The following is a 23,840-nucleotide window of genomic DNA, read 5'->3' on the forward strand; positions in this document are numbered from 1 at the left end:
ACGTGTAATTACTCATCGCTTACCTCTGGCAATCCGGCGAGGCTCGTCAAAAGGCTCGTGATAGTCGCCAGCAAGACTGTCCCACCTACCACGTACCAATCCACCTCAATAAACACTGCGGTTGCACCAATTACACCGATTGCCGTTTGGGCTGCTGTTTTAATTGCTCGAATACCTGCCGCTTTAAACCATTTACTCATTTTAAATCATCCTCTCTATTTCAAATCATCCAAACGTTTATGTGCCTGTTTTGCCGACTCTTCAACTCGTGTCAATCGTTCTGAAATATCATCCATTCGTTTTCCAACTTCACGGATATCCACTCTGATATCAACAATGCCGGTTTTGATATAAGATACATCTGTCTGCAACGAGGCATCAGCTGTTGCTTCTTGAGCAACTTCATCTTTAAACGCTTTTGTACGCCCCATCCACCCCAGCACAATGCCGCTAATAGCAGCAATTAAAGCAATCATGGCAGTTACGTCCACCCTTCTTCCCCCTGTCTCTCTGCATTAAAAAGAGCCCCCGGACCACCCAGGGGCATAAAAAATACGCCTTGCGCCTTTAATTTTACTTACTGCAGCGGCTGTCCGTTTTCGTCATATCCAAGAGTGGCCAACCGTGCTTTCACATCGTCCTTGGACTTGTCAGGCACTTGTGCAAATGTGATGTCGCCCCAAATAATCAGGGATGCCATTACGATAATCATACGCAGCTCACCTCCTTTCGTGGTGCGGATCAGAAGCCATAATAAAAGGCGGGAAATGACCTTCATGTCACTCACCCGCCTATCATCGTATAAATTTCGAATATCGCGTTTTTATTCTCGCGATCCGTTTGTTCGATTAACTTTTTTAGTTCGGCATTCTCAGCCTCAAGGGCCTTTACCTGTTCAGTAAGTGGCTGTTGGAATACTGGCGGCGCTTCTGGGTCGTTCGGATCAGGATACGAAAATTCCAGCGATTTCGTTTCGAGGTTAACACGCCAACTCCTTGCGGTCATGAAATCTTCTTCATACTGACCGTATTCTACTTCCAAGACATCGAAAGAATTCCGGTCCCTTTCTCTCAAGACGGGATAAATCTGAATGTATTCATCGATGGTCATTGGGGCAACATCTCCGAAGTAAGATGGAGTCGTTACCAATACGATCCCGGTTGCTCTCTCATAAAATATTCGTTCACCAATGGAAATCATTCGCATCCTCCTTTACTCAACTAATAAGTAATTCCACACACCATAACCTATAGCGTTAAGTTTAGAAAATCTTACTGTCCCGTTTCCTGTAGCGTTTTGATTCATGAACCCCGTTTGAGCAACCCCATCGGCGTTAGGTGTACCTATCGTTAATATAGGTCCGTAATTTGGCGATACATCATCAGCGGTTCTTGCCATCGCTAATGCATTCTGATCGAAAGAACCATTACCTGTACCACGCCATAAGACACCAACCTTTGGAATAAATGTAGAAAGTGGTATTTCTACGGTTGATGAATTAATTGGGGTCACCGTCCCCTGTACAAATCTCTTTCCTGTTATAATTTGCCCGATTTTCTGAGCTAATACCGTATTGGTATCATTCGCTGAAGCAGCTACACCCTTGCCAGTAATCGCGTTGGCTATGGCTTGCTTTTCGGCTGTGGTCATACGCTCAAGGAGTCCTGTAATACCAAAGAAGGTCTTGTCTTTTGGCAGGTTGCCAGCAATAAGGTTCGGCTCTCCCTTGATTGTGATTGCGCTTGTGTACCGTCCAGCTGCCTTCGTCTGGTCTGCTGTGTTCGGTGTGACTGTCCCCCCCGTACCTCGATCTGGAATGTTGCCAGTTAACCCATTCGCTGTTGCATTACTGAATGTTTTCCCTGCAATTACATCAGCAACGGTAGCATTTCCCGTTGCCCGGATAACTGCCGTTATCTTCGGGATGAGCTGCGCCCATGTTTCGCTTGTGGATGCCGATACTCCTATGGCAACAAGCGCGGCAACCACTTCCGCTTTTCGCTCATTGCCAGCTTGAAAAGCCTGCCCCACGGCCTTCTCCGTAGCTGCAACATTTTCCCGTGTGCCATCCGTAGCACTTGAAAGCTGAACAATGCCTTTTTGCGTTAAAGAAGCATCTTGGATATCAACATCAATTGCGGCAATCTGCTCCTGAACCCATGCCTTCTCCGCCGCTTTGTCTTGCAATTCTTTCAGAGATTCAGCCGTCAGCGACATAAACCAATTCAACCATGCGGCAGGCGGCTTGTCGTTCACTTGCCACCCTTCCTGTTTTTTCGATTCAGGAGGCTCCACACCGGGCGCGCTCCAAGATGGTGCCTGTTTATCAAAGGACAAGGTAATCCCTCCTATATTGGTAATGGGTAATCATTGCCCGGAATATAAACTTCTCCCAAGGTCCCGCCGGTTGTCATTGCCTCGTCAGCAAATCCGGTCGGTCCGGTTTCCAGCTCCACATATTTCGAAGAGAATTGAAACGTGCCGGTCAGTTCAATTTGCGCAACACGGACACCAGCAGCTACCGTTCTTTGAATGATCTGTCCAAACTGCAAGGGTGACATCCCCACTTCATTCAGACGTTTGGTCGGGACTTTGATCAATGATATCGCTGCCGGTTCCGGTTCCGAAGGATCGTTATGTTTCGGGACAATACGGATGTCAGAATACGGGCAGTCCAGCGCAAGGGACAGGACCTGAATGATTGTGTTCACGTCCGTTTTGGAAAGGTTACGCGCAATTTTGGATTTCAAGAGCACCCGGTAAACCTCGTCCGTGGAAGCCCCGCGTGTTTGCACGATGTTTTCCCCGATCCGGTCCAGCGTAGTGCCCTCTGCATCATCAATAGACCGCCATTCCCGGATGCGCTCAAGGCTGTCATTTACCTGCTGCAGTTGGCCGTGTAGAATGCCGATCAATTTCCCGAGATTGCTATGTGGATCCTTATTGTAGGCATCGGCAAACCGCCGCAGCATATCCTTCAAACTAAACATGGCTGGTCACCTCAATATCAGATGCTTTCACCTGCGCGACTTGGAAAGGTTCGATAGCAACATTCCCCGTTCCCATCGTTCCGCCGGTTCCCACCCGGATGTCAACATCTTCAACACCGGTGACGCTGTATACCGCGCTGATCAGCCGTGTATAAACCACTTGGGCACCCATGTTCAGGCCGTTGTAATAGCTGCCGCCGTCCTCGCCGCCGACATACCGGACCAAGGCCGATCGTATTAAATTATCACCATTCGCCGGGTAGCTGTCATTTCTGGTAACATCCACTTCGATTTGCAAGGCGACTTCCTCCGCCCGGCTGAATTTGACGGTGTGAGGATACCCGCCAAGGTCCATGACTTGCATGGCAATGTCTCCATGGGATTCAATTCCCGCAGCTCCTTTGTCAAATATCGTTTGGGCTATGGTTTGATCGTCTCCCCCCAGCACGTACGCTTGATACGACTTAGCAGGGCGTCCGGCGCTGTCCGTCTGTATGGTGTTATTCTCGATCACAGCGGCCGCACGCACATTTTCCAGCCGCAGGAGCGCGCCGCGAAGGGCATCCAAGGAAGCAGCGCCGCCCCCGGCCACCGCCTGATCCATCCGGTCTCTAAACTCGTCATCCGTTTCCTTCTCCCGTCCACCTTGGGTGTGCTCCGGGTTCGTTACGGCTGTGATATCAGGATTCGGATTCACAATAATAGTGATTGACCCGGCGGCTACATTGCCATTTGAACCGGGCTCTAAGGCTTCAACCGGCACAGTCGCCATGCCGTCGGCACCCACCGTGAAAGGTTCCGTTGTTTCAAAATAAATACCGGTTTCCGTGGCAACCTGAAATCCTGCATCCTCGGTCCGGCCCGGAGTCCCTGTGATTGTAACGGTTCCGGTCGCCCATTGTTCCAATATCCGCGTGACTCCCGAATAAGGCCCTAACCGGTCCAGATTGTTACCTTGAGCCGTGTTCTTGTATCCGCTGTTGTATACGTCCTCGGCGGTGCCCCAAATCATCGCCAAGAACCATGCAAAAAGCCGCAGGATGATCCCCAGCGGCGAGCGTTCAGACGTATTAATGTTTTCGCCAAAAGCTTCCTTGGCCTTGTCCTCGATTTCGTCATACAAGTCTTGGAATCGCCGCCGTTTAAATCCGGTTCTATCCAGCACCGACTATCACCCCCTCTTCTTGAATCGTCTCCCCATCCATCCCGGTTGCCGTAAATGTAACAAGCATCGTCCGGGATTTAGGATTGATGGTGAACTCCACATTTTCCACCGACTGGATCCGGGACTCCTGCAGCAATCCGGCTGTCAGTTCGTCCATCATTTGCGCTTCATTGACGTCTTTACCAAGGAACAACTTAAAATCAATTCCCATTTCCGGGTTTAGAAACCATTCATTTTTATTGGTTCCGATGCTGAGCCGACAGCATTGTGCCAATTCTTCGGGGCCTTCGATCGTAGCCAGCTCGTCGCCGGTGAAGACAAGGTCCCCGGTGTCATCCACTTTCAGTGAAATCATAGGAACACCCCCACTATTACAGCGTCATTGATATCATGGACCCGGGCGCTGTCCGGCCCGGCTACTTGACCGCGTAATGTATTCTTAATTTCCCGATCCGCACACACCACATAAACCACATCGCCTTTTTCATAGAATGGTTTCTCGACCTCGATATCCGGGCCAACCTTCCGTTTTCGACCAAGAGCCGGAACAGATTGAATGACGGCAGGCGTATCATCTCCCGTTCTTACGAGCGGTTGCACATCTGCCCGGCATGTCGCTTCATCAAACGTCACCACCCGGCACGGAATCGCCACATGTACCCCGGCCATGGCCCGGTTAACGAATCCATCTATAAGCTTGGATAAAGTGCCGGCCGCATCCGCTTTGCTCATAACAATGCCTCCATCTCCGTTGTAAAGTCGCCTGCCCGGCTGATGTGATGGCTGCCGCTTCGAACATGCAGCTTGCCGCTAAACTGTTCGCTTTCCAAGTTGATGACCGAAGCCGTGGTAATCCGGTATTGCAGCTGAGATTTCACGTTATACCCTCTTGCGCCGTTGTCTTCGAAATACTCGGGGGAATCGATTAATCCGGTTTTCTTGGTCAGAGTAAATACGCTATCCCCGCCCTTTCGGAGGCTGCGCACATACAATTTTCCTTTATTGATGTAAACGGAAGTGCCGCAGTCCTTCGCCACCTTGGAAATGATTTCAGTCACTGGACCCTTGGCCGTGTAACCGTCCTGGTAACGGTAATCTTGGTTGAGTTGCATTTGAGCCACCGGCAACCCGATATACCGGGCCATTTCCTTAATGATGTGACTGGCAAGCGTGTTCTTGGCGTAGGCGATTTCCTTGACGACCCGCTTTGACAGGTCTTCTGAATCAAGCACATTGATAATCGTGATTTTGTCCACGCCGTCCCGCTGAGTCTTCACACTGGAAATATAGCCGTGAAGAACGACCCCGGAATCATCCCGGTACCCGGCATTCATCATCAGCACTTTGCCGCGCTTGATGTTGTTCAACGTGTCACTAGAAAGATTCCATATCTTGATCTCCGCCTCATTCGGCAGCGTGTCGTTATCAAATGGGATTGTCGCCTCAATGTTGAAATCATCCATAGAAAACTTCATGTTCTCCGTCATGACCTCGGACACCCGCCCGAAATTATTCATCGTCCTCACCTTCAATCACATATAAAAAGACGCTTTTCCCAAGCGTCTCCCATGTCACAACTTTGCTTTTGTCTGATTCATCAAACGGCACAATCGGCAGCTTGGGGAATCGGTTATCCATGATGTCATAAAATAGCGGCATGCCATAGACCAGCTTTTCACCGACCGCCAAAACATCCCCGTCACGCTCTAGGTCCACCGTGAAAAAGTCATATTCGGCATTGTAATGGACCTCAAAAGTAAAATTCTCTTCTGCAAGCGAAATATCAAAGCGATAGGGGATTTGTTCTTTTTCAATGTCGATGTACTCCATGCTTCACCTCAATTCGCCCACGGGCTGCCCGGCTTAAATTTGACCTTCTCCACTTTCTCTTTTGTCGATGATTTGGACGTTTTGCTCTTGGAATCCTTTTTGCTTGATGTTTTGGACTTGGCCTTGCTTTTCTTTTTGTCCTTGGTCTGCTTGGTCCCGGAATTGACGATTTTAACCGTTTGGGCCTTCACTGGTAATGGCAAGTCGTTAACGTAAGATGTAGTAGCAACCCGGATTTCCTTAATCGTCAACGAGTAAGCAAACCCGGTTGCGTTCTTATAGTTCCGACTTGGCGCAAAGCCCGTAATCAAGCCTGAGAAGGTCGTCCGGCCAACATACCGGACGATGGTCCCTTTCTCGCTCGCTTCCTTGAGAAACGCTTCAAACTTGGCCGCATTATCGACTACGACCCCGGTCAAGGAAAGGACGCGCGGCTTCCGCTGCACATGGTCCGTGACATCGATATCCTTTTCCACCGGCTGATCCGTAACGTCAACGGAAAAGTCATACGACTCATCTTCAACCAAGAGATAGTGCCCGTTAATGGTTGCCATTAGTCCGTTGCCACCTCCAAACCATTTCGGCGCATGACGCTTTCAAACAGAGCGTTGATTTCAGCCAGCAGCACCGATTTTTCTGCCGGACCAACCGATGATCCATTCAAATTAATGTTCAGGCTGATTTCTTGCCGGGATGTTGCGCCGCCTGCGCTGCTCGCTCGAGCCGGTGCCAAGGATGTTTCACCAGTGCCGGCCGAATACGCCTTGTTCTCTTCTGCCGTCAGTACCCGTTCACCTTCATGCAGCTCCGCAACATATCCATCAAACGGCACATTCGCAAGACCGTTGGCATGGCTGCCATCGACCGGGATTTCCGGGATTTCTGGAATATTAATGGCGAATTCCTTGCCGCCCAGCCAGTCCGGCAGTTTGATCGACAATGCACTATTGATCTTGGCAATCATGTCATTGATCAGGCCGGTGATGAAGTTGACGCCATTGGCGAAGTTGTTTTTGACGTTTGTCCACATATTGGATAGGCCCGTGGATATCCCTTCCCATGTGTTGGTTGCTGTTGTCTTGATCTTTTCCCATACGCCGTTGACGAACGATGCAATGTTATTAGCGATATTGGTTATGGTACTCCAAATGGAATTCCATGTACTTGTAAAGAACCCGACAATCGCATTGAATACCGCTTGTGTCATCGCGCTAAACGCCTGCCAGTTCGCCACCACGGTATTCACAATATTCATGACGGCAGAGGTAATAGCATTCCAGATGATAGTCCCCCAGGTAACAAAGAAGTCGCCAATCGCAGTGAAGAGGCCGACCACCCAAGTTTTAAAGGCGTTCCATACCGTCGTCAACCACGTGCTGATGGCTCCCCAATTTTTGAACACAAGAATGATGCCGGTGACCACAGCCGCTAATGCTAAGCCAACTGCAATGAACGGAAGCAACGGCGCGACAGTTGCCCAAAGAGCAGGTGCCAAAGAAGTCAACAGCACCGCCGCAAAGATTCCGGCTGCTGGACCGATAATGTCAAAGTTCTCTGCGAGAAACTTCACTGCTTTAGCCGCCGCATCAAATCCGACAGCTAACTTGTCCATAATCTCCCCGCCCACTTCGGTGATCTTCGGCATGGCTTCTTCTAGCCATTCAGAGAAACCGACAAGGTATGGAAGTAGTTTATCGCCTAATGGTTTCAAAATCCCTGTCTCCATCTGACGACCGATACGTTCAAACGCTTCTCCAGGAGAATTCATTTTGGTATCATTCAATTCGTTCATCGTATCTTTGGTCATATCAAACTGACTGTCCACGTAACCCATAGCGGTGATGACATCTTTCTGCAGGTCTTCAAACTGGGTGCCGAACAACCCAACAGCTACAGTGTTTTGCGCTACCGGATCTTCAATATCCCCAATCATTCGGGTAATCTGCGTAAATGCATCCTTCGCAGCTGGTCCACCAGCGGCAAAGGTACGCATCATCTGATCGGCGTTAAGACCAAGCAATTCAAACGCTTCGATTGCGCCAGTATCACCGGCATCCTTGGACCGGATACCAAATTCTTTGACAGCATCCGCTACCTTATCTAAATTAAATGCCCCTTCTGCCGATCCCGCTGCCAACGTATCAAACATTTCATTGGCATCAAAACCAAGCGCCTTAAACTGCAGCGAATATTCATTGATGGTATCGATTAGTTCACCCGAGAAATCAAGGCCCTGCTGCGCCCCTTGAGCCACTAAATTAAATGCTTCTTCGGATGAGATGCCGAAGTTTTCCATCATCGTCTTGGCTGCTCGTGCTGACTCGTTAACCTCATAGCCAAACGCATCCCGGAGCAGCAATGCGTTTCGGGTCGTGCTTTCCAGAGCATCGCCGGTATCCCCGGTAATCTGTTTCACACTTGCAATCGCGCTTCCAAGGTCCTGCCAATTTTCCCCGAAATTATCATTGTACAGGTCCGTAGCAACGGCTTTCGTTTCTTCCATCTGTTCCGCCGTCATGCCGGTTGCCATCTGTACAGTCTTCATGGAATCATTGAACTCATTGGCCGCGTTAACCGCCGCTATGCCGATACCAACAACCGCAGCCGTCACGACACCGGCAGCAACCCCAACAGCCGCCCAATTCTGTTCCATTTGCTGCACTTGCTTATCTGCCTTTCGCAAGGCACCATCGGCGACCTTAAAGCCGACCGCAAACATTAGGTTACTGATTACTGCCACCCGCTACACACCCCCTTCCCAAAACAAAAAGGAGCGCCCGCGGGCGCTCACTTCTTTTGCTGGTCTTTTTGCTGTTGTTTGATGTGGATGTCCAGAGCTGCATTTGCCTCCATGATGTCATCGTTATCCATTAGGTCGAGATCACGATAGGTGATGTTCATGTCCGACAGCAGCAGCCGCCACATGGGCCAATTCTTTCTAGCCCTGTTCTCCGCTTCCGGCTTGCTGATCGTCATTACCATCACCATCCTTGCCAGAAATGAACGCATAGGCAGCGTTGATGACCTCCATATATTCTTGGTAGGAAGGGAAATCATCAATTTTCAATTTCGGCGAAACAATGACGTGCTTAAGCATTTCATCAGAAAGCCGTTCTTCCATGACCACGCCGAATTTGTTTTTGCTGGCATCGTTAATTTTCGAGACAGACCGGACGCCCGGGAACTGGAATACATATTCCGTACCGGATTTGGATGTATAGGTTTTCTGCTTGAAATTAGACATTTGATATACCCCTTTTCATGTTTTGGTTTGGTTTAGCTGTATGTTGCATCCAGGCACTGCACTTCATATTCCCGGTCTCCGGCTTCGGTGCCGTATGACCGTGCAGCTGGTTTCTTGATATAAGCTTCTGTCACTGTGATGGTCTCCTTCGGATCGCCGTTATAGATAATTGAGACCGGCACCAATTCATCGGAAACGGCCAGTTTATCCAGCATGGACACTTGCGGGCTTGTGGAAAGAAGCGTAATGGACAGTGTTGCCAAAGGGTTATTGATTTTGGAACGAACAACATCCCCTTGCGCTCCGACTTTTACCTCGTAACCATCTTCATCTTTTTCGAATTCGGCCATATCCTCACTAAACCCGGTAAGATATACGCCGTTGACCATAACTGTCAAATCCTTCGGATCATAAGTTGTCGCCACTTGGTTTCCCTCCTTAGTAGGTTACTACGCCTTTGATTGTTGTTTCGTGGATCGCTCCGGCCAACTCAAAAGCAAATGCGCCTCCGTTATAAACCCGGCTGGCCCGTTCAAGCGGCGTGGTTTGTTCCCGTGTTTTAAACGTTGTGCTGTATAATCCGACCCCGTCCGACCCCCGGGCGATAATGCCTTGATTTACGCAACGTTGCAGCACGGTACGGACCACGCCTTCGATTTGAGCAATGCCCGTATTGTCATATCCAATTTTGCGGTCACGCGCATTGTTGAATAGCTTCTGGACCTCATATTCCAGCGTGTGAATGACAAAGTGTTTCGAATGGATAACGTCGATGTACTCACCAGATACCGTCTTGCCTTCCGATGTCACCGGGTCGCCCGCTTTGGTTACATAGGTAATCGCGCCAAGATTGTGAATCTCCCGCAACTCAGCCGCCGTAATATCCAAAGGCTGAATCACTTTCAAGCGTTGCCCCTTCCATGTAATGCTTCCTACCGGCTTCGAACCCGCTTCCCCGACCAATGCCGCCTCCGGGTAATTGTCGATGTTCGTATGATAGAACACAAAGGTGTTTTTATAGTCCTTGGCCTTGATGGACGTCAAGTCATCCTTGCTGCTGGTGCTTACCGCAAATTGCCTTGCGTCCGCCGCCTCGATCGCATCGGCAATGGCCGTGATGTCTTCCAATGTGCTGCGCGTGCATACGGCAAAGTACCAATCTTTATCGAAAATCGTTGGCAAGAAATCATCCCATGTCCCGGCTGTTTCGCGCAGCATCACCGCGAGCTCCGGCGGCCGGTTATCCTGGTCAAAAATCGCCTTCGCTGCTTTGTACACCTCAGAACTTGTAGTGAACTCAGTAGCTACTTCGGACAATTCGGTGTATGTTTTGTACGGTTTAGCCGTGGCGGATGTGCCGATAATCAGCGGCTTACCGAAACCAACGACCGGCGATGGCTTTTGGATATCAATAATAACCGTTACATCTTTAATTGCTGACAATGGTACCAGCTCCTTCTATATTTACTTTTTCAATCATGTAAAGCTTTCTTCGGGACACATCCGGCATGCGGAACACCACTTCGAACCCGTGCCGCCGCTCCCACTCTTCCCCTATGGCGATATCCCGATTTTCTACGTGGCCGACCTCATGAACGATGATCCAAAAGGCGTCTTTTAAGATTTCACGGCCATCGGTTCTGAACCATTCTCGAGCCAACAGGGCATTGTCCATGCTGGTGGGATGATCATCGGCGTACGACATAAAAGAGACAGTGAATTCCACCGTCTCCACTTGTTCGATATGTTCACCTTTGTGTACCTCAATGGGGAATCCGCGAACTTTTTCAAATCCGGGTTCGAAATGATACGTCAGAAACGCCGTTTTCGGGATGCTGCTGCCGCCGTTCATTCTAATCATCTGTAGGCCGGTGTACCCTGAAAGCTCATTTACCAGCAGCTTACGGATTTCATTGTACGGGATCATTGACAACCCTCTTTTTCGCGATGTATTTGTTGGTATCCCGGTAATCTCGGCCCTCCGGCATATCGATAGTGTATTGATTATCTTGGTATTCAATTAGATCGCCGGGATCATGCCGGTGTGACGTATAGAGCGCCCAGTCTTCCGCCGTGTAGTTCCCGCCCTCGGCCAGTTGTAAATCCGCCGATACCGGTTGAAAAAGACCTCTTAAGGGAACCCGTACGGGCTGGGCCGGGATCGGGTCACCGTATTCGTCATAACCTTGGTCCTCGCCCGGTCGTACCAGCACGTAAGGCTTTTCGTACTTCTTCACGATCGAGTTAAAACGAAACATCAACGCCGCCGCCCCCCCTTCTTCTTGACAACCACGGCAGTAATCGACTCTCGAAGCTGTTCTTCATCCCGCAGAATCTGCTTGTTCCCCTTCCGTCTCGCATAGAGCGGAGATAGTGGGGGTGTCCGCATTTTATCGAAGTTCTTGAGCACCCTATCCTTGCCAACATCGCCGATCTTTCGCAGCAAGTCATCTGTTTCAAGGTTCCCGGTCACCAATTCGACAACGCCCTCTTTTACCACTCGAGAAATCGGTGTTTGGGCCTTCTTTTTCCCCGCTCCGATAAATGAACGGGCCGGAATGCCCGCTTTCAAAGAACCGTATTCGTGGATACCGGCAATCATCGCAAGTTCTTCATCGCCCTGCGCACCGATATGAACCTCTTTGGTGACCAGCTCCTGCAGCGCGTCTATGATTCCCGGCAAATACGTTTCTTCTGTGACCTCGATGTTTGCCCGCCGGTAACTCCGGCGTTTCTTCTTCGGCATGTATGATCACCTCATAACTGAATCAGCGCTTTAACTACGTCCGGAAGGCCTTTACTATCGTCATAGGTCACGGAAATATCACCGACCCGCTCCGACTTCACACCCGGGGAACGTAGCAGCATCTGAGCGAACATGATGCAGGCCAGTTGGATATTTTCCGGCAATGTGGCTTCCGGCGCGCCCGCCTCGTCGCTTGGCAGGATGTACCCGGCCAAATACTCGACCTCAATCAAACGGGCGCCACAGGGCCAGCCAGAACGCCGAAACAGCATGCCGTTTTCCGACTCAATCACGAAAGAGCCGGAATCCTGTTCCTTCCCCTCGACCTTGAGCATGAAAACGGAATGAACGGGGAAGTTTCGGAGCCGGAGGAATTGCGTTCCAGAGCCGTCCAACGTTTGCTGATATGGCTTGTGTTCGTAACTCCGATTCGTTTCCCGTTCAATAGCTGCCGATGCTGCCTTTAAAGCTAAAGTAATCTCAAGGTCCTGTGACGTATCGTCCAGAGCTACCCCAAGAAAGGGCTTAGTCTTATTCAGACTTGCCAGCATCTTTGCCACCATCCGTATCCTTCGCCGCCTCTTTCTTGGCCTCGTCGATCTCAGCTTTGGTTGCTTCCTTCCCGATGACGTCCGCAGCTTTCAACAATACGGCCCGGTCTTCATCCGCTTCAAAGATGGACCCTTTTTTGATGATTTCATCCGTGTCCTTGTCTACAAAGTCATTCGTGACGTGATAAAACTTTGTTTTCTCTGCCATATTTCCCACTCGCTTTCTAAATTAGAATAGGAGCCCGGACTAAGCCGGGCTTGATGATTAAGGTTGAGGAATGCCAAGCTTCACAAACGGTGAAACTTCATAGCCATTTTTGAGTGTCAACGGACCATTCAACCAAGGCTTACCATCCACGTTCCAGAACGCTTTGATAATCGTTTTGTTTTGCTTGAACAATGGATGTTCGGAAGCTTGAATGAAGATACCCGCCCCGTCTTTAATCACGTAATAACCAAAGTCCGTGAGCACCAAGTCGCCTGCTTCGCCCAGGATCGGCGAATTCTCGGAGAATCGGATCGGATACCCAAGAAGTGTGCCGGTCATCTCATTTGCAATGTTCGGCTGGAAGATCAGATTTCCGGCTTCGTCCTTCATCGTCAACAATTGCGGCAGGATCGATTGCGAACCAGCCCACACCAGATTTCCGCCGAGCTTCGCTTTTGCCAACATGGCGACAATATCGGCATAGGTGATAATACCGGCTGTCTTCCTTGCTACCGTCACGGTTGCAGGGGAACTAATCGCACCGAGCGGTTTAGCCGTACCGTTGCCATACAGGAATGCATCATCTTCGGCCGCGGCGATGGCCCCACGGAACAACCGGGTGACAATGGTATTGATGGCCGACGAGTTGCGCAGCAGTTTGTCCGTGACGACAATATGACCCGCTACTTCATGAGGCGTCAAGTTCAGGTCTTTAAACTTGGCATTGGTTTCCGGCTTTTCATCGCCCTCACCAATCCAGTTGACTTCAACACCGCCGTACATGTTGCTTCCCGCTCCTTGATCAAGCGCCGGGAAAGTCATGCTTGCATCCGGCGTATCCTCATCCGCAGGAATGACCAGCGCGCGAGGTCGTACGATGGCCGTTTCCGGCGTGACTTCGAAAAGCTGCGCCGAAAATTGAGGAGGAACAAAAATACCGCCGCTGGTGTTGTTTTTCATAGCCAGCTCGCGGTATTCTTTAAGACGTTCGTCATGCGGATTTTCTCGATATGTTTTCACCATATCACCAAAGCTGCGGAATTCGGATTCGTGTTGTGGATCATCCGCTGTACGCTTGGTGCTGCCTGCGGACATTGCCAATGCCTGCGCACGCTCTTCCATTTTAATTTCACTTTCAAGGCCTCGGGCCTCGTCTTCCAAAGCGGTGAACTTCGTTTCTTCTTCATCCGTGAAACCACGCTTTTCACCTTTTGCGCTTTGGATCATGGAGCGCATTTCATCTTTCTTAGCGGCAAGCTTTTTTCTCAGTTCGATCAGGTTTTTCAATTCGATCATCTCCCTAAAGGTTAAGTTTTTTCATTCGCAAATCGAGTTCAAGCATGATCATGTCGAGTTCTTCATCCGTGTAGCCCAAGAGTGATTCATCACTATGATTGCGGTTTTGGAACACTTCTTCGGCTGATCGGATACCAACGGATACGGATGACTGCGGATAAGCTGGTGTTGTGACCGGGCTTACTTCGAACAGTTCCGCTTCGGTAATAGTACGAATCGGCATGTCGCTGTTCGTCTCGTCCCATTCCTCTACAGTTGAGCGAAAAATAAAAGACGACCCGCGCACGTCGCCGCGCTCGATCGTCTCCATGTGTTTCTCCGCCCAGCTCGGCGGCGTAATTTCGTATCGAAGTCCGATGTCATCCTCTATCAGAAGCAATGTGCCCGGTGTTCTTCCTAATACCTCCCGGGAATCGTGCTGCCACGCTGCATAGACATCAGGATTGTCGGCAAGGCATTTAGAAAAGGCCCCGCGCTTGAATTTCTCTTGGAACATACCGAAAATCGGATGTGATAACTGATCCCAGCGGACCGCATAACCAATAATCTTTGTCGGCTCTCCATCAACCTTCCGCACCTCCGGCTTGCTCCCCGGTAGCACTAGCTCCCGCTGCTCCTTCTCGTTCTCCTTCATCGTTATCACCTCCCTTCAATGCTTCTTTTGGTGCAAATTTGCCCTTGTAATACTCGTCCAAGAGATCAAGCGGAACCATGTTTAACGGAACAAAATAACGATCTCCGCCGGGGATTGGGTTCTCGTTTTCCCTCTCGCGGATGTCATTCTGTGAAAATGCCCCGAGATTAAACATTTCTTTATAGAAAGCAGCTCGCGCTGCGGAATCCCCCCGAAGATAACCTTCGATTAGAAACTCAGCATACAAACGTTTCTGCTCGGTTCCATCAAACAGCTTCCAATTGATCGTTTGTTCCCAACGGATCAACCACGGCCGGACGGAATGGACGATAAAGTCCGTGCTTTGATGTTCAATGTTGGAGAAAGTTGCCCGCTCCAAATCGGCCATCATATGCGGCGGCACCCGGAAGATACGGGCAATTTCAAGAATCTGAAATTTCCGAGTCTCCAAAAACTGCGCATCATTTGGCGGAATGGTGTTTTTAGAAAAAGACATCCCTTCTTCTAGCAACATAAGCCGGTGCGATTTGCCTAACCCCTCATATTTTTCTTTCAGGGATTTGCTTAAGCGTTCAAAGGCTGGTTCCGAAAGTGTGCCCGGATGTGTAACCACCGCGCCAACATTGGTGCCATTCTCGAAAAACTCTGCGCCGAATTGTTCGGTTGCAAGGGAAAGCCCGATCGCCTGTTTCGCCCATTGGATAACCGATATTCCCTTTTTGCCGTCAAAGCCAAGACCAGGAATATGAAACATGGCATAATCAGGGACGTTGTGCTGCTTCCCATCCGCGGTGGTTACCCTAAAGAACGGTTCGCCCGCTTCCGTCTCCATATGATCGACGCGATGGGGTGGAATCGGCCATAACGCCACGATATCCCCGCGGTTGTCATATTCGATTTCGGCATAACAGTTGCCCCATAAAAGAATGTGGACCATCATGGTTTCTCGGAAGGTGAAGGCCGTCATTCTCGGGTTCGGGGATCGCTGCAGCAATTCACCGATTCGATGGTTTACCCGCTCCCGTCCCCTCGGATTCAATCGCTTGTATACCGGCAGCGGCAAGGATGCCACCGTCTCAGACAGGATTCGAACACATGTCAAAACGGCGGTGCTCCGCATGGCCGAACTCTCAGTAACGTATATTTTCTTGCCGAATGGAATCCCCAGCGCTTGGTACAGCCATTGTTTCGGATTACTTAAGGTGCTTGAATCGCTCCGTTTCTCAAGGAATCGTGAAATAATGGGAATTTTCAGTGTTCTCACCCCCTTCCTGAATTAAATGGTCCGTACGCCCCTATCCTCATAGACGGAACGTTTGGTTTTGTTCGCCATGCAGAGCTTGTGGGCATTGATGACCGCGTCAATTGGGTCAATCCGCTTGGTTTTGGCTTTTGGATCCTTATCGATCTTAATTTCACCAAAACTGTTGCTTACGGTTTTAGCGTTAACCATGGACCACGTCAGCAGCTTGTTCTCCCGATCGTAGCTCACGTTGCCCGCTTCGACTTCCAAGCGGAAATCAACGGTCGCATCGTTCAGGCTGCGGGCGCTCTGTACGATCTCCACACAATCCACGCCGAACTCTTCCAAATCAGACAAAAAGGCATCCGCATTATGTGGGTCATAAGCGATGCCTTCCAATTTCAAATCGTATTTTTTAATGAGATCCTTGTAATATCGGATGATGTATTTATAATCCGTCTTCACGCCGCCTAGGGTTTCGGTGACGGTGATTAAGTCGTCCGTGATCCATATATCATAAGGGGCGTCATCGGACTGAATATGCTCGTCAACCCTGCCCGCAGGCATGAAGCTGTGCGAATGCAGATAATATTTCCGGTGCTCCCCGTCATCGAGCGGAAACTCCAAGCACCCAGACGTCAGGTCACCGCCTGATGAAAGATCGAGCCCAAGATAACATCTTCGGCCGCGCATGGCTTCCAGCGTGGTGTCCGACTCGCTTTTTTTCCAGTGCTCCATGTTCATGTACTGGTTATCTGCGAATTGTACCCAGATGTTCAGGCCCTTTGTCATGAAATCCCGGAGATCGGCGCCGCGCTTTTTCTTCGCTTTAATGGCATCGCCGCGCAAACTGGAAAGCGTTTCTTCGGTCCAGAGTGGATTCGCCTTCGGCCAGTTCGCTTCGTCCCAAATGTCATCGCCTTTGTCCAGCTCACAGATAAAGACGAAATGCGTTTCGTCATCATGGAGCCCGGCCAGAATCATCTTCCCATACTCGTATTCCTCATAGCATGGTAGGTTCAGGTCGAATCCGGCGGTTGTGATGATGGAGGTTAGGCACTGTTTTAGTTTGCGTTGGCCGCCAGTCAGAAGCTTGTACATTTGATTCGTCTTGTGCTTGTGATATTCATCGACCGACGCAAAATAAGGCCGGAAACCGTCAATTGTCTCGGTATCTCGACCTATCGCCTTGATTTCCCCGCGGGTAATATTGCAGAGAATCGTACTTTTATATTCTTTGGAAGTGAATAGCCCCTCTTCATACTTGCTGCCCCCGAGTTCCGGGTCGGCATTGATGAATTTAAGACATTCCTTCAAAACAATGCGCGCCTGATCTTCTTTAGTGGCCGCGCAATATACTTGCGGGTAATTATAGCCGTCAAAATTCCCGTAGAACAGGGCCGGAACCGCGTTCCCGAGCGATTTCCCGTTTTGCCGGGCAACCTGAACATATGATGTGCGGAATCTCCGGTACCCTTCCATGTTCAGCCAGCCGTTCCAGCTACCGAAAATGAAGTCCTGGAAGCCCCATAATTTGAGCGGTTCGGGTTCTTCCCCCTCCGCAAGCGTCAAGCTTTCCGCGAAATCAATGATTTCATGGGCTTTGTCCGGGTCAAAAACAAATGGAAAATCGTCCGTCCCTTGCCGTTCAAGGTCCCTAAGGTGCCTTTCGCAGGCCTGTTTCTGCGTCTCACCTGCAATAATCCGGCCAGAAACCACTTCCTTGGCATACGCTGTGACCCGGTCAAGCTCGGTTACGGTGTTGTAAGGATAGATTTGGGAGCTATACACCCCGGCCGCCCCCGAATTTACTGAACTTGCTTGCAGGCTTTTCTTTCTCCTTCGGTTTCGGTACGTTTTTGATCTTCGCTAGAGGATTCAGGAAAAGACGGTCCTGCATTTTCAGAAGCATGTCCATTTTCTTGTTGACGGCCGTCTCGATCTTCAAGATCCCTTCGATGGAGGCGAGCTGTGATAGGTACAGCTGCGCCCGCCCTTCAAATTCCTCGATACCCTCCATTTTTTCGAAATAATCGTTCAAAATGTCTTCGTTGATCGCTATATTTTCGATGCGTTGATATTGTTTTAGCAGCTTTTCATATTCAGAATACGTCTTGCAATACATCGCCAGAAGCCCCACATCAGAAGACGTTAAAAGGTCCACACCTTGTTGGGAAGCTGCCTTGTATTCCTTTAAGCAATCCTTCCACTGCTTATAGGCGATGGTGTCACTCTTTACGTATTCCGGGGGTTTCAGCTTGTCGAGCTCCGTTTTCCCGAGCTTGATTTCACTCTCTTGCCGCTGCCGAATTTGTTCTTTTGTCAGCCGGTTCGGATTCCCCGCTGCGAGGTGCAGATCAATCGGTTTTCCGTTCCGTCCCATCGGGTTCACCTCCCTGAATCCCTGAGAATTTCATAAAACGAGTTTTTACGCGAAATAAGGGGGACGCGGTCAACTAAGCAAAGGACCGCAGAGATTTGACCCCCCTCCCCCTTGTGCGCCCTTGGACGTGTGTTCGGGAGGGTCGAGACACGGACGCCTCTATGCCCCCTTAGATTCGTTCCTATGAGGTATGCACTTCATCGCAACTCTTCACATAGATGACTCGGTTCATTCTTCCGGCAATAGTATTCCATCCTCGTGCCTCTGCTTCTGGCAGATCATCTATGATAAGTATCTTTCCGCTCACCCCATCGGGCCATCGATTGTAACGGGTCTTGTAGTCAGCAACGAGAATGTCCCTGCGCTCCTTTGCTATCTTCAATATGGCCTTTGTGGCTCCCTCACCACGCTTATAGTGAACAACCTGATATTCTTGCCCATCATTCAAGGCGTCCCTGATCCTGTCCTCTATGCTCAATGTATCCGACTTGTTAGCCCCTTTATCAATCACAAGCGCGTGTTTAAGGACATCGCTCAGACTGTCTTTAAACACCATTGTTGCAAGATCAACAGGCATGCCAGCATTAACCGCACCTTGTAAGGCACCGCCCATCTTCTGGATCAAGACTTCATACCATCCCGCAAACTGGACATTGACCTTTAACTCTACATCAGCCAACCCCTTATACTCCCGCTCCTGTTGCATCAGTAATCACTCTCCTTTTTACCATCCCATTGCCGGTGCCGCGTTGATATGATTTTCTCCGATGCACGGCAGCGCTCTATTTCAGCATTCTTCATTGCGCAAATTCGTTCCCACTTCTTAAGCTCAGCCACTGTCTTGTCTTCAAGGGATACACCGCGCATCCTATCCCATGCATTCAGTTTGACGTCTATTCGGTCCCTATTGTTGGTGCCCGGTATGTATATCTCGATAACTGACGTTCTGGGACCTGTTACTCGTACGCCCGTTATCGACCATTTGAATATGTCAATTTGTTTAACCGCCATTACCAAACCCTCCATCTTCTCTCGCCGTCTTTTGGCTATGGTGACTGTGGCAGCGAGCCCGCCAATTGTTTCTATCCCAGAACAATATTGGATCGCCGCGGTGTGGCACTTCATGGTCCACGTCAGTAGCGGGAGTCAATTTCCCCGCTTCGTAACAGTCGATGCATACCGGGTTCTTTCGTAAGAATTCCTTACGGGCCTTTCTCCATTTATGGTCATATCCCCGCTCCGCTGATGTGCCCCGCTTCCGGTCATAGGATTGCTTTGGATGGTCTTCACAGTAACCGGTTGTGGTTAGTTGCTTACAGCCTGTGTGACGGCAGAACTTTTTCAGAGCCACTTGTTACACTTCCTTTATAATCCAACGGTCGTATAAATGCGGGGCCTTCTTTCTTGGTAAGAATAATTGGTCACTATCCTCTTCCGATTCTGCATTATTATTGAACTTCTCGATATAATACTGCTTGCCTAGCCTATCCAATGCATCCATTGCACTGTTTAAGGCTTCACGGGTAAATACCATTTCCTCATACATCTCAGTCACCCTTTCATGAGAAATAATAAAACCTTGTTATCCGGCCCTCGGCTTACGCCTGGGATTATTCAGTCGCATTGATGCCCTTCGGCCAAAAAAGAAAAGAGCCGCCATTATAGCGACTCATCCTTTGAAAGTTTATTCGATTCTAAAGGCCTTTGCAGGATTCGAACCTACCAATACCATGAAGGCCATATTGAAAGCCCGTATTTATATCGCGCCCGGGCGGAGTGCGTTTGGAGTGATCTTACCTCCTTCCCCGCATCCATACCGCCGCGATAAACGCTCCAGATTGCCGTAAGGCTCCCTTTTCAGCACAGTCGAGTCCTGCGACGATAAGGGGTAGCAGGGACACCCGAGCGTTTAGCTCTATGTCCCTACTTTAATGTTTTACTACTTTATAAAGGCGACGCGGTACAGACGTAAAACAGACATGAATTCAATCAATATCATGAGTCAGTTTCAATGTTCCGGCAATGGCCTCTACACCCTCCCGAACTTTCCGGTCTAGTGAACGATCGGTGAACCGACTCCATTTAGATACTGCCGCCCACCGTTCATGACTCTCTATAAATCGATAATGCATAATCTCTCTTATCTCGTCATCCAGTATGCATTGAATGGCTGTTTCGATTGCCTCTGTCTTGCGGGTGTATTTAGCTAATACCTTCTGTTCAATGTCGTTTAAAGCGGGCTTCTTACTCAGTACAGAGATTGTACGGCGCATCTCGGGATATTTCTTTAGTTGCTGCCGCACATATTTGATTTCATCCGCCGTAGCGCTCGGGAATAGTTCCATTTGCTCCACCGTCCCCATAGGGTCACCCCTTTTTAAATGTACTCAAATAGATCCGCCTGCCCTTCCTTCTCAACCTCCGATGCGTCACAGATTAAACCTTGTTCTACCCATTCAGACGGTGCTTCATGTTTGTAATCCGGCCAAATCGGATCGCCCGCCCTTGAGTATTTAGGATTCTTCTCTTGTGCTTTAGCAGTCCAGACCCAATAGGATTGAGCTTTTACTTTCACGCCATTCGACCTCCAAACACTGCCTTCACCAGCCACTTGAATTGCTTGCGCTTTATCCTCCGATTTTTGGTCTGCAGGTATATCCTCGCCTTTGATTTCAATGTCTCGTATTCTAAGCAGTAATGAACGAAATCCATAATGATTTTTTTTATGAAGGCTTTAATACGGGTTATCAGCTCATACACAACCTTTTTGATTCTTTGCCAGAAGGCCATGATTTCTGCTTTTGTTTCTTCGGTCATTGCTCCCTCTCCTTCGGATAAAGGACATCCAATATATTTCGTGCAATGACGAAAATCTCGTTATTACTCCACATTGCGTGCTCCTTTATATCCTCTAACCTTTCTTTTAGCTTCTGCTCGCGATCTTTCACTTCTTCCAGTTCCCGGGCCTGATTGTGAAAACGCTGCTTGTCTGCATAATAGTCACAGTTGATACGGGCTATTTCTTCTTTGGCCGCAGCGGCTTGAAGTTGCCAATATCGATATGCTGAGCCCGGTTGAACCAATACCAACGAATCGATGTCATTCTGCCATCCGCTAACCCCGACAAGCTGATAACGGTTATGAACGTCCTGAATGCTTGATATCTCATGTATAGAACCGTCTCGCAATATTACCGAGTCGCCTTTTTTTATTTTCTGCTTGTCTTTACTCATTCCCAATCACTCCCCCTAATCCTCGAAATAATGGCCGTATCCGTGATTTGGGTAATAACCGGCTGCCTGTTGCACACCGTTTACCACATCCACAATCAAATCCGCCAGAACGTTCATTTGTTTGTCCGGAAGGGATTCAATAAGGCGTTTCTCCTTCGCTCTAAGCTGCCTTCCTGCAGCGGATGATAATAATGTCATTACCGGTTCTAAACGTTCCTCTTTCAGGCGCTGGGTTTCGGCTAATTGCAATTCGGCGTTCTCTCTCCGGCGATACTCTTCCCAATCTTGATCGTCATAATAAAAATATGGACCGTGACGTTCCGTATAGATATTGATCCAGTGCTGCAGCTCTTCCTCATTTGCGTGAAACCGTTGATTGCAGATGCCATTCACTCGCATGCCGTTCGTTTTGACGCCGCGACCGTCTCGGGTCCGGGGCATGACATGGTGCGTTTCCGTATCCGGCCGGCCGCAGCCGCACTGGCAGCGCCCACCCGCTTCCTTGATCAGCTCTTTCACCACACTTGCCGGGAACTCCGCCCGATCCGCCCGGGATGGACGCCCTTTATGATGCGATAGGATGTTTTGCCGCCATGGGGCGATTTCTTTCTTCTTTTTTGCGAATGCCATATGTCTCACACTCCATTATCTTGAATGGTAGAGGTATTCTGATTCGCTGCTCTTACTTCATCGAAAATGGATTGGAGGTCCGAGCGGACCCGCGGTGTGTACCTCCGGCCCGCCTGTGTCTTTATGATCCCTTGGATCGTACGACGCCCCTTGTTAACCTCGTTTACAAGTTCCTTCTTTTGGGTCACCAGTTCATAGAGCGGTTGAAGCCTTTCGTTTTCATCCTTTGCCTTTCGTCTCCGCCTGCGATTCTCTTGTAACTGACTGACCAACTCTAAATGCCCTATTTGATCAGCGTCAAAGAATTCTAGGGCGTGGTTCAAATCGAGATATTCGCTATCACAGTAAGAGATTTCTTCAATGTTCTGTTCGTAATTTTCCTTAACGGATTTAAAAATATCGTGGAGCTGCTGGACTGCTTCTTTAGCCGATATTTCCAAGGCTAGCACCCCTTTCTTCGCTTCGTTTCAGCTCTTCACATAGCTCATCATACAGTTTCATGTAACTCTGATAATTCGGATGATTCTTACCCATGGAATCCAGCATTTGAGCGCCTTTATATATTCGTTTCCTTAGTCGTTCTTGGTAATGTTCGACCAGCTCCCTAAAGAGCCGGTCAAAATGATCATAAATTCCTTGTTTAGTTTGGGCGGTGCATTTTACATTCTTTAACCTCTGATATGTCAAATCGTCAAGTTGGCCATCTTTATTAGCGCCTTCCAGTTGTCTAAGAAAGATTTTGTGATACCTAATTATGAGACGCACATTTTCTTCCGAGTCCTCACTATGGGAAAAAGAAGTTTCCATGCTATCACCTCATTCAATAATGAATCCGATGCAGATCGCAAAAGCGGCTAAAATTTTTAAGATAGATCATTTCGGCATATCCTGTTCCGGTGTTACGTCCCTTAGCAACGATGATTTCAACGATGTTCTTTTTCTCCGTTTCGGCATTGTAATAATCATCTCTGTATAGGAAATCAATTTCGTCGGCATCCTGTTCGATGGAACCAGATTCCCGCAAGTCGGACATCATCGGTCGCTTGTCTTGTCTCTGCTCCACTCCGCGGCTGAGCTGAGATAAGCACTCAATAGGGCAATCATTATCCCGCGCAATCTGCTTCAATGTTTTGCTGATGTATGAAACCTCTTGCTCCCGGCTCTGAAATTTTTTCCCGGAATTGATCAGCTGTAGATAATCAATCTGAACATGTAAATCTTGATGGACTTTCTTTAATTGCTTGACCTTGGATGCAATCTCCTGAATCGTGATCCCTGCTGTGTCGTCAATGTAAATCGGCATCTCATCCAGAATGGTGCGGGCTTGTGTATATTTAGGCCATTCATCTGGTCCAAGATCCCCTGTACGTAAAAGGGTGCTGTCCAGGTTCCCGATGTTGGCTATGATTCTTTCACCAAGTTTCCTCGCTGGCATCTCTAGGCTGAAAATAGCAGTGGCAAATCCAGCGTTTGCAGCAGCTACGGACCCATTTAACATGAATGCCGTCTTCCCCATGCTGGGCCGAGCCGCCACGATGATCAAATCTCCTTTTTGTCGGCCTCCTGTGAGCTTGTTTAAGTCCGCTCCGCATGTTGGTACACCAGTTATACCTTGGGACTGACTACGGACCTCTAATTCGTCCTCGTGGTCCCTCATAACATCGCGTATACGTGTTAGCTTCTTATC

At 49.2% G+C, this 23,840-nt stretch carries 39 protein-coding genes; all 39 read right to left on the bottom strand.

Translation table 11 applies throughout. The features are described 5' to 3' along the window. Nucleotides 1-8: 8 nt before the first annotated feature. Nucleotides 9-200 (bottom strand): holin, encoded by a 192-nt coding sequence (locus M2277_RS25985; protein ID WP_280755971.1) that lies wholly within the window; start codon nt 198-200, stop codon nt 9-11. A gap of 15 nt (nt 201-215) precedes the next feature. Beyond that, nucleotides 216-491: a hypothetical protein gene (locus M2277_RS25990; RefSeq protein WP_216642861.1), complete on the bottom strand. Its 276-nt coding sequence runs from the start codon at nt 489-491 to the stop codon at nt 216-218. Nucleotides 492-577: 86 nt separating this feature from the next. Beyond that, the gene (locus M2277_RS25995; protein WP_280755972.1) at nt 578-712 is read right to left on the bottom strand and encodes a hypothetical protein; all 135 of its coding nucleotides are present in this window, start codon (nt 710-712) and stop codon (nt 578-580) included. Nucleotides 713-783: 71 nt separating this feature from the next. After that, nucleotides 784-1,200, bottom strand: coding sequence for a hypothetical protein (locus M2277_RS26000; protein ID WP_280755973.1), 417 nt, complete (start codon nt 1,198-1,200; stop codon nt 784-786). Nucleotides 1,201-1,212: 12 nt separating this feature from the next. Then, nucleotides 1,213-2,337: a phage tail protein gene (locus M2277_RS26005; protein ID WP_280755974.1), complete on the bottom strand. Its 1,125-nt coding sequence runs from the start codon at nt 2,335-2,337 to the stop codon at nt 1,213-1,215. An 11-nt stretch (nt 2,338-2,348) separates the two neighbouring features. Then, nucleotides 2,349-2,990, bottom strand: a complete 642-nt coding sequence (locus tag M2277_RS26010) for a hypothetical protein (RefSeq protein WP_280755975.1) — start codon at nt 2,988-2,990, stop codon at nt 2,349-2,351. Beyond that, on the bottom strand, nt 2,983-4,155 hold the full coding sequence (locus M2277_RS26015) for a baseplate J/gp47 family protein (RefSeq protein ID WP_280755976.1): 1,173 nt from the start codon (nt 4,153-4,155) through the stop codon (nt 2,983-2,985). The genes M2277_RS26010 and M2277_RS26015 overlap by 8 nt, the downstream gene beginning before the upstream one ends. Beyond that, on the bottom strand, nt 4,145-4,510 hold the full coding sequence (locus M2277_RS26020; RefSeq protein WP_280755977.1) for a DUF2634 domain-containing protein: 366 nt from the start codon (nt 4,508-4,510) through the stop codon (nt 4,145-4,147). Before M2277_RS26020 ends, M2277_RS26015 begins: the two co-directional genes overlap by 11 nt. Next, nucleotides 4,507-4,887 carry a Gp138 family membrane-puncturing spike protein gene (locus M2277_RS26025; RefSeq protein ID WP_280755978.1) on the bottom strand — a complete coding sequence of 127 codons (381 nt, stop codon included), beginning with the start codon at nt 4,885-4,887 and terminating at the stop codon, nt 4,507-4,509. Before M2277_RS26025 ends, M2277_RS26020 begins: the two co-directional genes overlap by 4 nt. Then, a complete protein-coding gene (locus tag M2277_RS26030; RefSeq protein ID WP_280755979.1) occupies nt 4,884-5,672 on the bottom strand; it encodes a phage protein in 789 nt (262 codons plus the stop codon). The genes M2277_RS26025 and M2277_RS26030 overlap by 4 nt, the downstream gene beginning before the upstream one ends. After that, the gene (locus M2277_RS26035; RefSeq protein WP_280755980.1) at nt 5,665-5,985 is read right to left on the bottom strand and encodes a phage baseplate plug family protein; all 321 of its coding nucleotides are present in this window, start codon (nt 5,983-5,985) and stop codon (nt 5,665-5,667) included. Before M2277_RS26035 ends, M2277_RS26030 begins: the two co-directional genes overlap by 8 nt. Nucleotides 5,986-5,993: 8 nt before the next feature. Further along, nucleotides 5,994-6,539, bottom strand: a complete 546-nt coding sequence (locus M2277_RS26040) for a phage baseplate protein (protein WP_280755981.1) — start codon at nt 6,537-6,539, stop codon at nt 5,994-5,996. Then, on the bottom strand, nt 6,539-8,725 hold the full coding sequence (locus M2277_RS26045) for a phage tail tape measure protein (protein ID WP_280755982.1): 2,187 nt from the start codon (nt 8,723-8,725) through the stop codon (nt 6,539-6,541). Before M2277_RS26045 ends, M2277_RS26040 begins: the two co-directional genes overlap by 1 nt. Before the next feature lie 47 nt (nt 8,726-8,772). Continuing rightward, nucleotides 8,773-8,961, bottom strand: a complete 189-nt coding sequence (locus tag M2277_RS26050; RefSeq protein WP_280755983.1) for a hypothetical protein — start codon at nt 8,959-8,961, stop codon at nt 8,773-8,775. Then, entirely contained in the window at nt 8,924-9,229 is a 306-nt protein-coding gene (locus M2277_RS26055) for a hypothetical protein (RefSeq protein ID WP_280755984.1), read from the bottom strand. The genes M2277_RS26050 and M2277_RS26055 overlap by 38 nt, the downstream gene beginning before the upstream one ends. Before the next feature lie 32 nt (nt 9,230-9,261). Beyond that, nucleotides 9,262-9,654 carry a phage structural protein gene (locus M2277_RS26060; protein ID WP_280755985.1) on the bottom strand — a complete coding sequence of 131 codons (393 nt, stop codon included), beginning with the start codon at nt 9,652-9,654 and terminating at the stop codon, nt 9,262-9,264. Nucleotides 9,655-9,667: 13 nt separating this feature from the next. Further along, nucleotides 9,668-10,672: a DUF3383 family protein gene (locus M2277_RS26065; RefSeq protein ID WP_280755986.1), complete on the bottom strand. Its 1,005-nt coding sequence runs from the start codon at nt 10,670-10,672 to the stop codon at nt 9,668-9,670. Beyond that, the gene (locus tag M2277_RS26070) at nt 10,659-11,156 is read right to left on the bottom strand and encodes a phage neck terminator protein (RefSeq protein ID WP_280755987.1); all 498 of its coding nucleotides are present in this window, start codon (nt 11,154-11,156) and stop codon (nt 10,659-10,661) included. The genes M2277_RS26065 and M2277_RS26070 overlap by 14 nt, the downstream gene beginning before the upstream one ends. Then, on the bottom strand, nt 11,140-11,490 hold the full coding sequence (locus tag M2277_RS26075; RefSeq protein WP_481857788.1) for a hypothetical protein: 351 nt from the start codon (nt 11,488-11,490) through the stop codon (nt 11,140-11,142). Before M2277_RS26075 ends, M2277_RS26070 begins: the two co-directional genes overlap by 17 nt. Beyond that, on the bottom strand, nt 11,487-11,975 hold the full coding sequence (locus M2277_RS26080) for a phage virion morphogenesis protein (protein ID WP_280755988.1): 489 nt from the start codon (nt 11,973-11,975) through the stop codon (nt 11,487-11,489). The genes M2277_RS26075 and M2277_RS26080 overlap by 4 nt, the downstream gene beginning before the upstream one ends. Before the next feature lie 11 nt (nt 11,976-11,986). After that, entirely contained in the window at nt 11,987-12,538 is a 552-nt protein-coding gene (locus tag M2277_RS26085; RefSeq protein ID WP_280755989.1) for a hypothetical protein, read from the bottom strand. Next, entirely contained in the window at nt 12,507-12,734 is a 228-nt protein-coding gene (locus M2277_RS26090; protein ID WP_280755990.1) for a hypothetical protein, read from the bottom strand. Before M2277_RS26090 ends, M2277_RS26085 begins: the two co-directional genes overlap by 32 nt. Nucleotides 12,735-12,791: 57 nt before the next feature. After that, nucleotides 12,792-14,021: a phage major capsid protein gene (locus M2277_RS26095; protein ID WP_280755991.1), complete on the bottom strand. Its 1,230-nt coding sequence runs from the start codon at nt 14,019-14,021 to the stop codon at nt 12,792-12,794. Nucleotides 14,022-14,034: 13 nt separating this feature from the next. Beyond that, nucleotides 14,035-14,664, bottom strand: coding sequence for an HK97 family phage prohead protease (locus tag M2277_RS26100; protein WP_280755992.1), 630 nt, complete (start codon nt 14,662-14,664; stop codon nt 14,035-14,037). Then, the gene (locus M2277_RS26105) at nt 14,594-15,928 is read right to left on the bottom strand and encodes a phage portal protein (protein ID WP_280755993.1); all 1,335 of its coding nucleotides are present in this window, start codon (nt 15,926-15,928) and stop codon (nt 14,594-14,596) included. Before M2277_RS26105 ends, M2277_RS26100 begins: the two co-directional genes overlap by 71 nt. A 12-nt stretch (nt 15,929-15,940) precedes the next feature. Beyond that, nucleotides 15,941-17,698, bottom strand: coding sequence for a terminase large subunit (locus tag M2277_RS26110; RefSeq protein ID WP_280755994.1), 1,758 nt, complete (start codon nt 17,696-17,698; stop codon nt 15,941-15,943). Next, nucleotides 17,691-18,290 carry a terminase gene (locus M2277_RS26115; protein WP_280755995.1) on the bottom strand — a complete coding sequence of 200 codons (600 nt, stop codon included), beginning with the start codon at nt 18,288-18,290 and terminating at the stop codon, nt 17,691-17,693. Before M2277_RS26115 ends, M2277_RS26110 begins: the two co-directional genes overlap by 8 nt. 181 nt (nt 18,291-18,471) lie before the next feature. Further along, nucleotides 18,472-18,996 carry a hypothetical protein gene (locus M2277_RS26120; protein WP_280755996.1) on the bottom strand — a complete coding sequence of 175 codons (525 nt, stop codon included), beginning with the start codon at nt 18,994-18,996 and terminating at the stop codon, nt 18,472-18,474. Beyond that, nucleotides 18,996-19,301, bottom strand: a complete 306-nt coding sequence (locus M2277_RS26125) for a hypothetical protein (protein ID WP_280755997.1) — start codon at nt 19,299-19,301, stop codon at nt 18,996-18,998. The genes M2277_RS26120 and M2277_RS26125 overlap by 1 nt, the downstream gene beginning before the upstream one ends. Then, entirely contained in the window at nt 19,291-19,641 is a 351-nt protein-coding gene (locus tag M2277_RS26130) for an HNH endonuclease (protein ID WP_280755998.1), read from the bottom strand. Before M2277_RS26130 ends, M2277_RS26125 begins: the two co-directional genes overlap by 11 nt. A 3-nt stretch (nt 19,642-19,644) precedes the next feature. Continuing rightward, nucleotides 19,645-19,836, bottom strand: coding sequence for a hypothetical protein (locus tag M2277_RS26135; RefSeq protein ID WP_280755999.1), 192 nt, complete (start codon nt 19,834-19,836; stop codon nt 19,645-19,647). Nucleotides 19,837-20,275: 439 nt separating this feature from the next. Continuing rightward, entirely contained in the window at nt 20,276-20,653 is a 378-nt protein-coding gene (locus M2277_RS26140; RefSeq protein ID WP_280756000.1) for a hypothetical protein, read from the bottom strand. Nucleotides 20,654-20,667: 14 nt separating this feature from the next. Continuing rightward, nucleotides 20,668-20,865, bottom strand: coding sequence for a hypothetical protein (locus M2277_RS26145; protein ID WP_280756001.1), 198 nt, complete (start codon nt 20,863-20,865; stop codon nt 20,668-20,670). Continuing rightward, nucleotides 20,862-21,107: a hypothetical protein gene (locus M2277_RS26150; protein ID WP_280756002.1), complete on the bottom strand. Its 246-nt coding sequence runs from the start codon at nt 21,105-21,107 to the stop codon at nt 20,862-20,864. The genes M2277_RS26145 and M2277_RS26150 overlap by 4 nt, the downstream gene beginning before the upstream one ends. Continuing rightward, complete coding sequence (locus M2277_RS26155) at nt 21,104-21,523, bottom strand: hypothetical protein (protein WP_280756003.1); 420 nt, start codon at nt 21,521-21,523, stop codon at nt 21,104-21,106. The genes M2277_RS26150 and M2277_RS26155 overlap by 4 nt, the downstream gene beginning before the upstream one ends. Before the next feature lie 15 nt (nt 21,524-21,538). Beyond that, on the bottom strand, nt 21,539-22,153 hold the full coding sequence (locus tag M2277_RS26160) for an HNH endonuclease (RefSeq protein ID WP_280756004.1): 615 nt from the start codon (nt 22,151-22,153) through the stop codon (nt 21,539-21,541). Nucleotides 22,154-22,158: 5 nt separating this feature from the next. After that, the gene (locus M2277_RS26165; protein WP_280756005.1) at nt 22,159-22,593 is read right to left on the bottom strand and encodes a hypothetical protein; all 435 of its coding nucleotides are present in this window, start codon (nt 22,591-22,593) and stop codon (nt 22,159-22,161) included. Continuing rightward, entirely contained in the window at nt 22,577-22,960 is a 384-nt protein-coding gene (locus tag M2277_RS26170) for a hypothetical protein (RefSeq protein ID WP_280756006.1), read from the bottom strand. Before M2277_RS26170 ends, M2277_RS26165 begins: the two co-directional genes overlap by 17 nt. 13 nt (nt 22,961-22,973) lie before the next feature. Continuing rightward, on the bottom strand, nt 22,974-23,840 hold an 867-nt coding region (locus tag M2277_RS26175; protein WP_280756007.1), incomplete at its 5' end, for a replicative DNA helicase.

Origin of the sequence: Paenibacillus sp. LBL, from assembly GCF_029893715.1 — a bacterium.
Classification (GTDB): domain Bacteria; phylum Bacillota; class Bacilli; order Paenibacillales; family Paenibacillaceae; genus Paenibacillus_AQ; species Paenibacillus_AQ glucanolyticus.

Excerpts from the sequence above, each read along its gene's own strand:
- M2277_RS25985 (WP_280755971.1), bottom strand. The coding sequence starts at position 200 with ATGAGTAAATGGTTTAAAGCGGCAGGTATTCGAGCAATTAAAACAGCA.
- M2277_RS25995 (WP_280755972.1), bottom strand. The coding sequence starts at position 712 with ATGATTATCGTAATGGCATCCCTGATTATTTGGGGCGACATCACATTT.
- M2277_RS26000 (WP_280755973.1), bottom strand. The coding sequence starts at position 1,200 with ATGATTTCCATTGGTGAACGAATATTTTATGAGAGAGCAACCGGGATC.
- M2277_RS26010 (WP_280755975.1), bottom strand. The coding sequence starts at position 2,990 with ATGTTTAGTTTGAAGGATATGCTGCGGCGGTTTGCCGATGCCTACAAT.
- M2277_RS26020 (WP_280755977.1), bottom strand. The coding sequence starts at position 4,510 with ATGATTTCACTGAAAGTGGATGACACCGGGGACCTTGTCTTCACCGGC.
- M2277_RS26025 (WP_280755978.1), bottom strand. The coding sequence starts at position 4,887 with ATGAGCAAAGCGGATGCGGCCGGCACTTTATCCAAGCTTATAGATGGA.
- M2277_RS26030 (WP_280755979.1), bottom strand. The coding sequence starts at position 5,672 with ATGAATAATTTCGGGCGGGTGTCCGAGGTCATGACGGAGAACATGAAG.
- M2277_RS26035 (WP_280755980.1), bottom strand. The coding sequence starts at position 5,985 with ATGGAGTACATCGACATTGAAAAAGAACAAATCCCCTATCGCTTTGAT.
- M2277_RS26040 (WP_280755981.1), bottom strand. The coding sequence starts at position 6,539 with ATGGCAACCATTAACGGGCACTATCTCTTGGTTGAAGATGAGTCGTAT.
- M2277_RS26050 (WP_280755983.1), bottom strand. The coding sequence starts at position 8,961 with ATGACGATCAGCAAGCCGGAAGCGGAGAACAGGGCTAGAAAGAATTGG.
- M2277_RS26055 (WP_280755984.1), bottom strand. The coding sequence starts at position 9,229 with ATGTCTAATTTCAAGCAGAAAACCTATACATCCAAATCCGGTACGGAA.
- M2277_RS26070 (WP_280755987.1), bottom strand. The coding sequence starts at position 11,156 with ATGATCCCGTACAATGAAATCCGTAAGCTGCTGGTAAATGAGCTTTCA.
- M2277_RS26080 (WP_280755988.1), bottom strand. The coding sequence starts at position 11,975 with ATGCCGAAGAAGAAACGCCGGAGTTACCGGCGGGCAAACATCGAGGTC.
- M2277_RS26085 (WP_280755989.1), bottom strand. The coding sequence starts at position 12,538 with ATGGTGGCAAAGATGCTGGCAAGTCTGAATAAGACTAAGCCCTTTCTT.
- M2277_RS26090 (WP_280755990.1), bottom strand. The coding sequence starts at position 12,734 with ATGGCAGAGAAAACAAAGTTTTATCACGTCACGAATGACTTTGTAGAC.
- M2277_RS26100 (WP_280755992.1), bottom strand. The coding sequence starts at position 14,664 with ATGAAGGAGAACGAGAAGGAGCAGCGGGAGCTAGTGCTACCGGGGAGC.
- M2277_RS26115 (WP_280755995.1), bottom strand. The coding sequence starts at position 18,290 with ATGGGACGGAACGGAAAACCGATTGATCTGCACCTCGCAGCGGGGAAT.
- M2277_RS26120 (WP_280755996.1), bottom strand. The coding sequence starts at position 18,996 with ATGCAACAGGAGCGGGAGTATAAGGGGTTGGCTGATGTAGAGTTAAAG.
- M2277_RS26125 (WP_280755997.1), bottom strand. The coding sequence starts at position 19,301 with ATGGCGGTTAAACAAATTGACATATTCAAATGGTCGATAACGGGCGTA.
- M2277_RS26135 (WP_280755999.1), bottom strand. The coding sequence starts at position 19,836 with ATGTATGAGGAAATGGTATTTACCCGTGAAGCCTTAAACAGTGCAATG.
- M2277_RS26140 (WP_280756000.1), bottom strand. The coding sequence starts at position 20,653 with ATGGGGACGGTGGAGCAAATGGAACTATTCCCGAGCGCTACGGCGGAT.
- M2277_RS26150 (WP_280756002.1), bottom strand. The coding sequence starts at position 21,107 with ATGACCGAAGAAACAAAAGCAGAAATCATGGCCTTCTGGCAAAGAATC.
- M2277_RS26155 (WP_280756003.1), bottom strand. The coding sequence starts at position 21,523 with ATGAGTAAAGACAAGCAGAAAATAAAAAAAGGCGACTCGGTAATATTG.
- M2277_RS26160 (WP_280756004.1), bottom strand. The coding sequence starts at position 22,153 with ATGGCATTCGCAAAAAAGAAGAAAGAAATCGCCCCATGGCGGCAAAAC.
- M2277_RS26170 (WP_280756006.1), bottom strand. The coding sequence starts at position 22,960 with ATGGAAACTTCTTTTTCCCATAGTGAGGACTCGGAAGAAAATGTGCGT.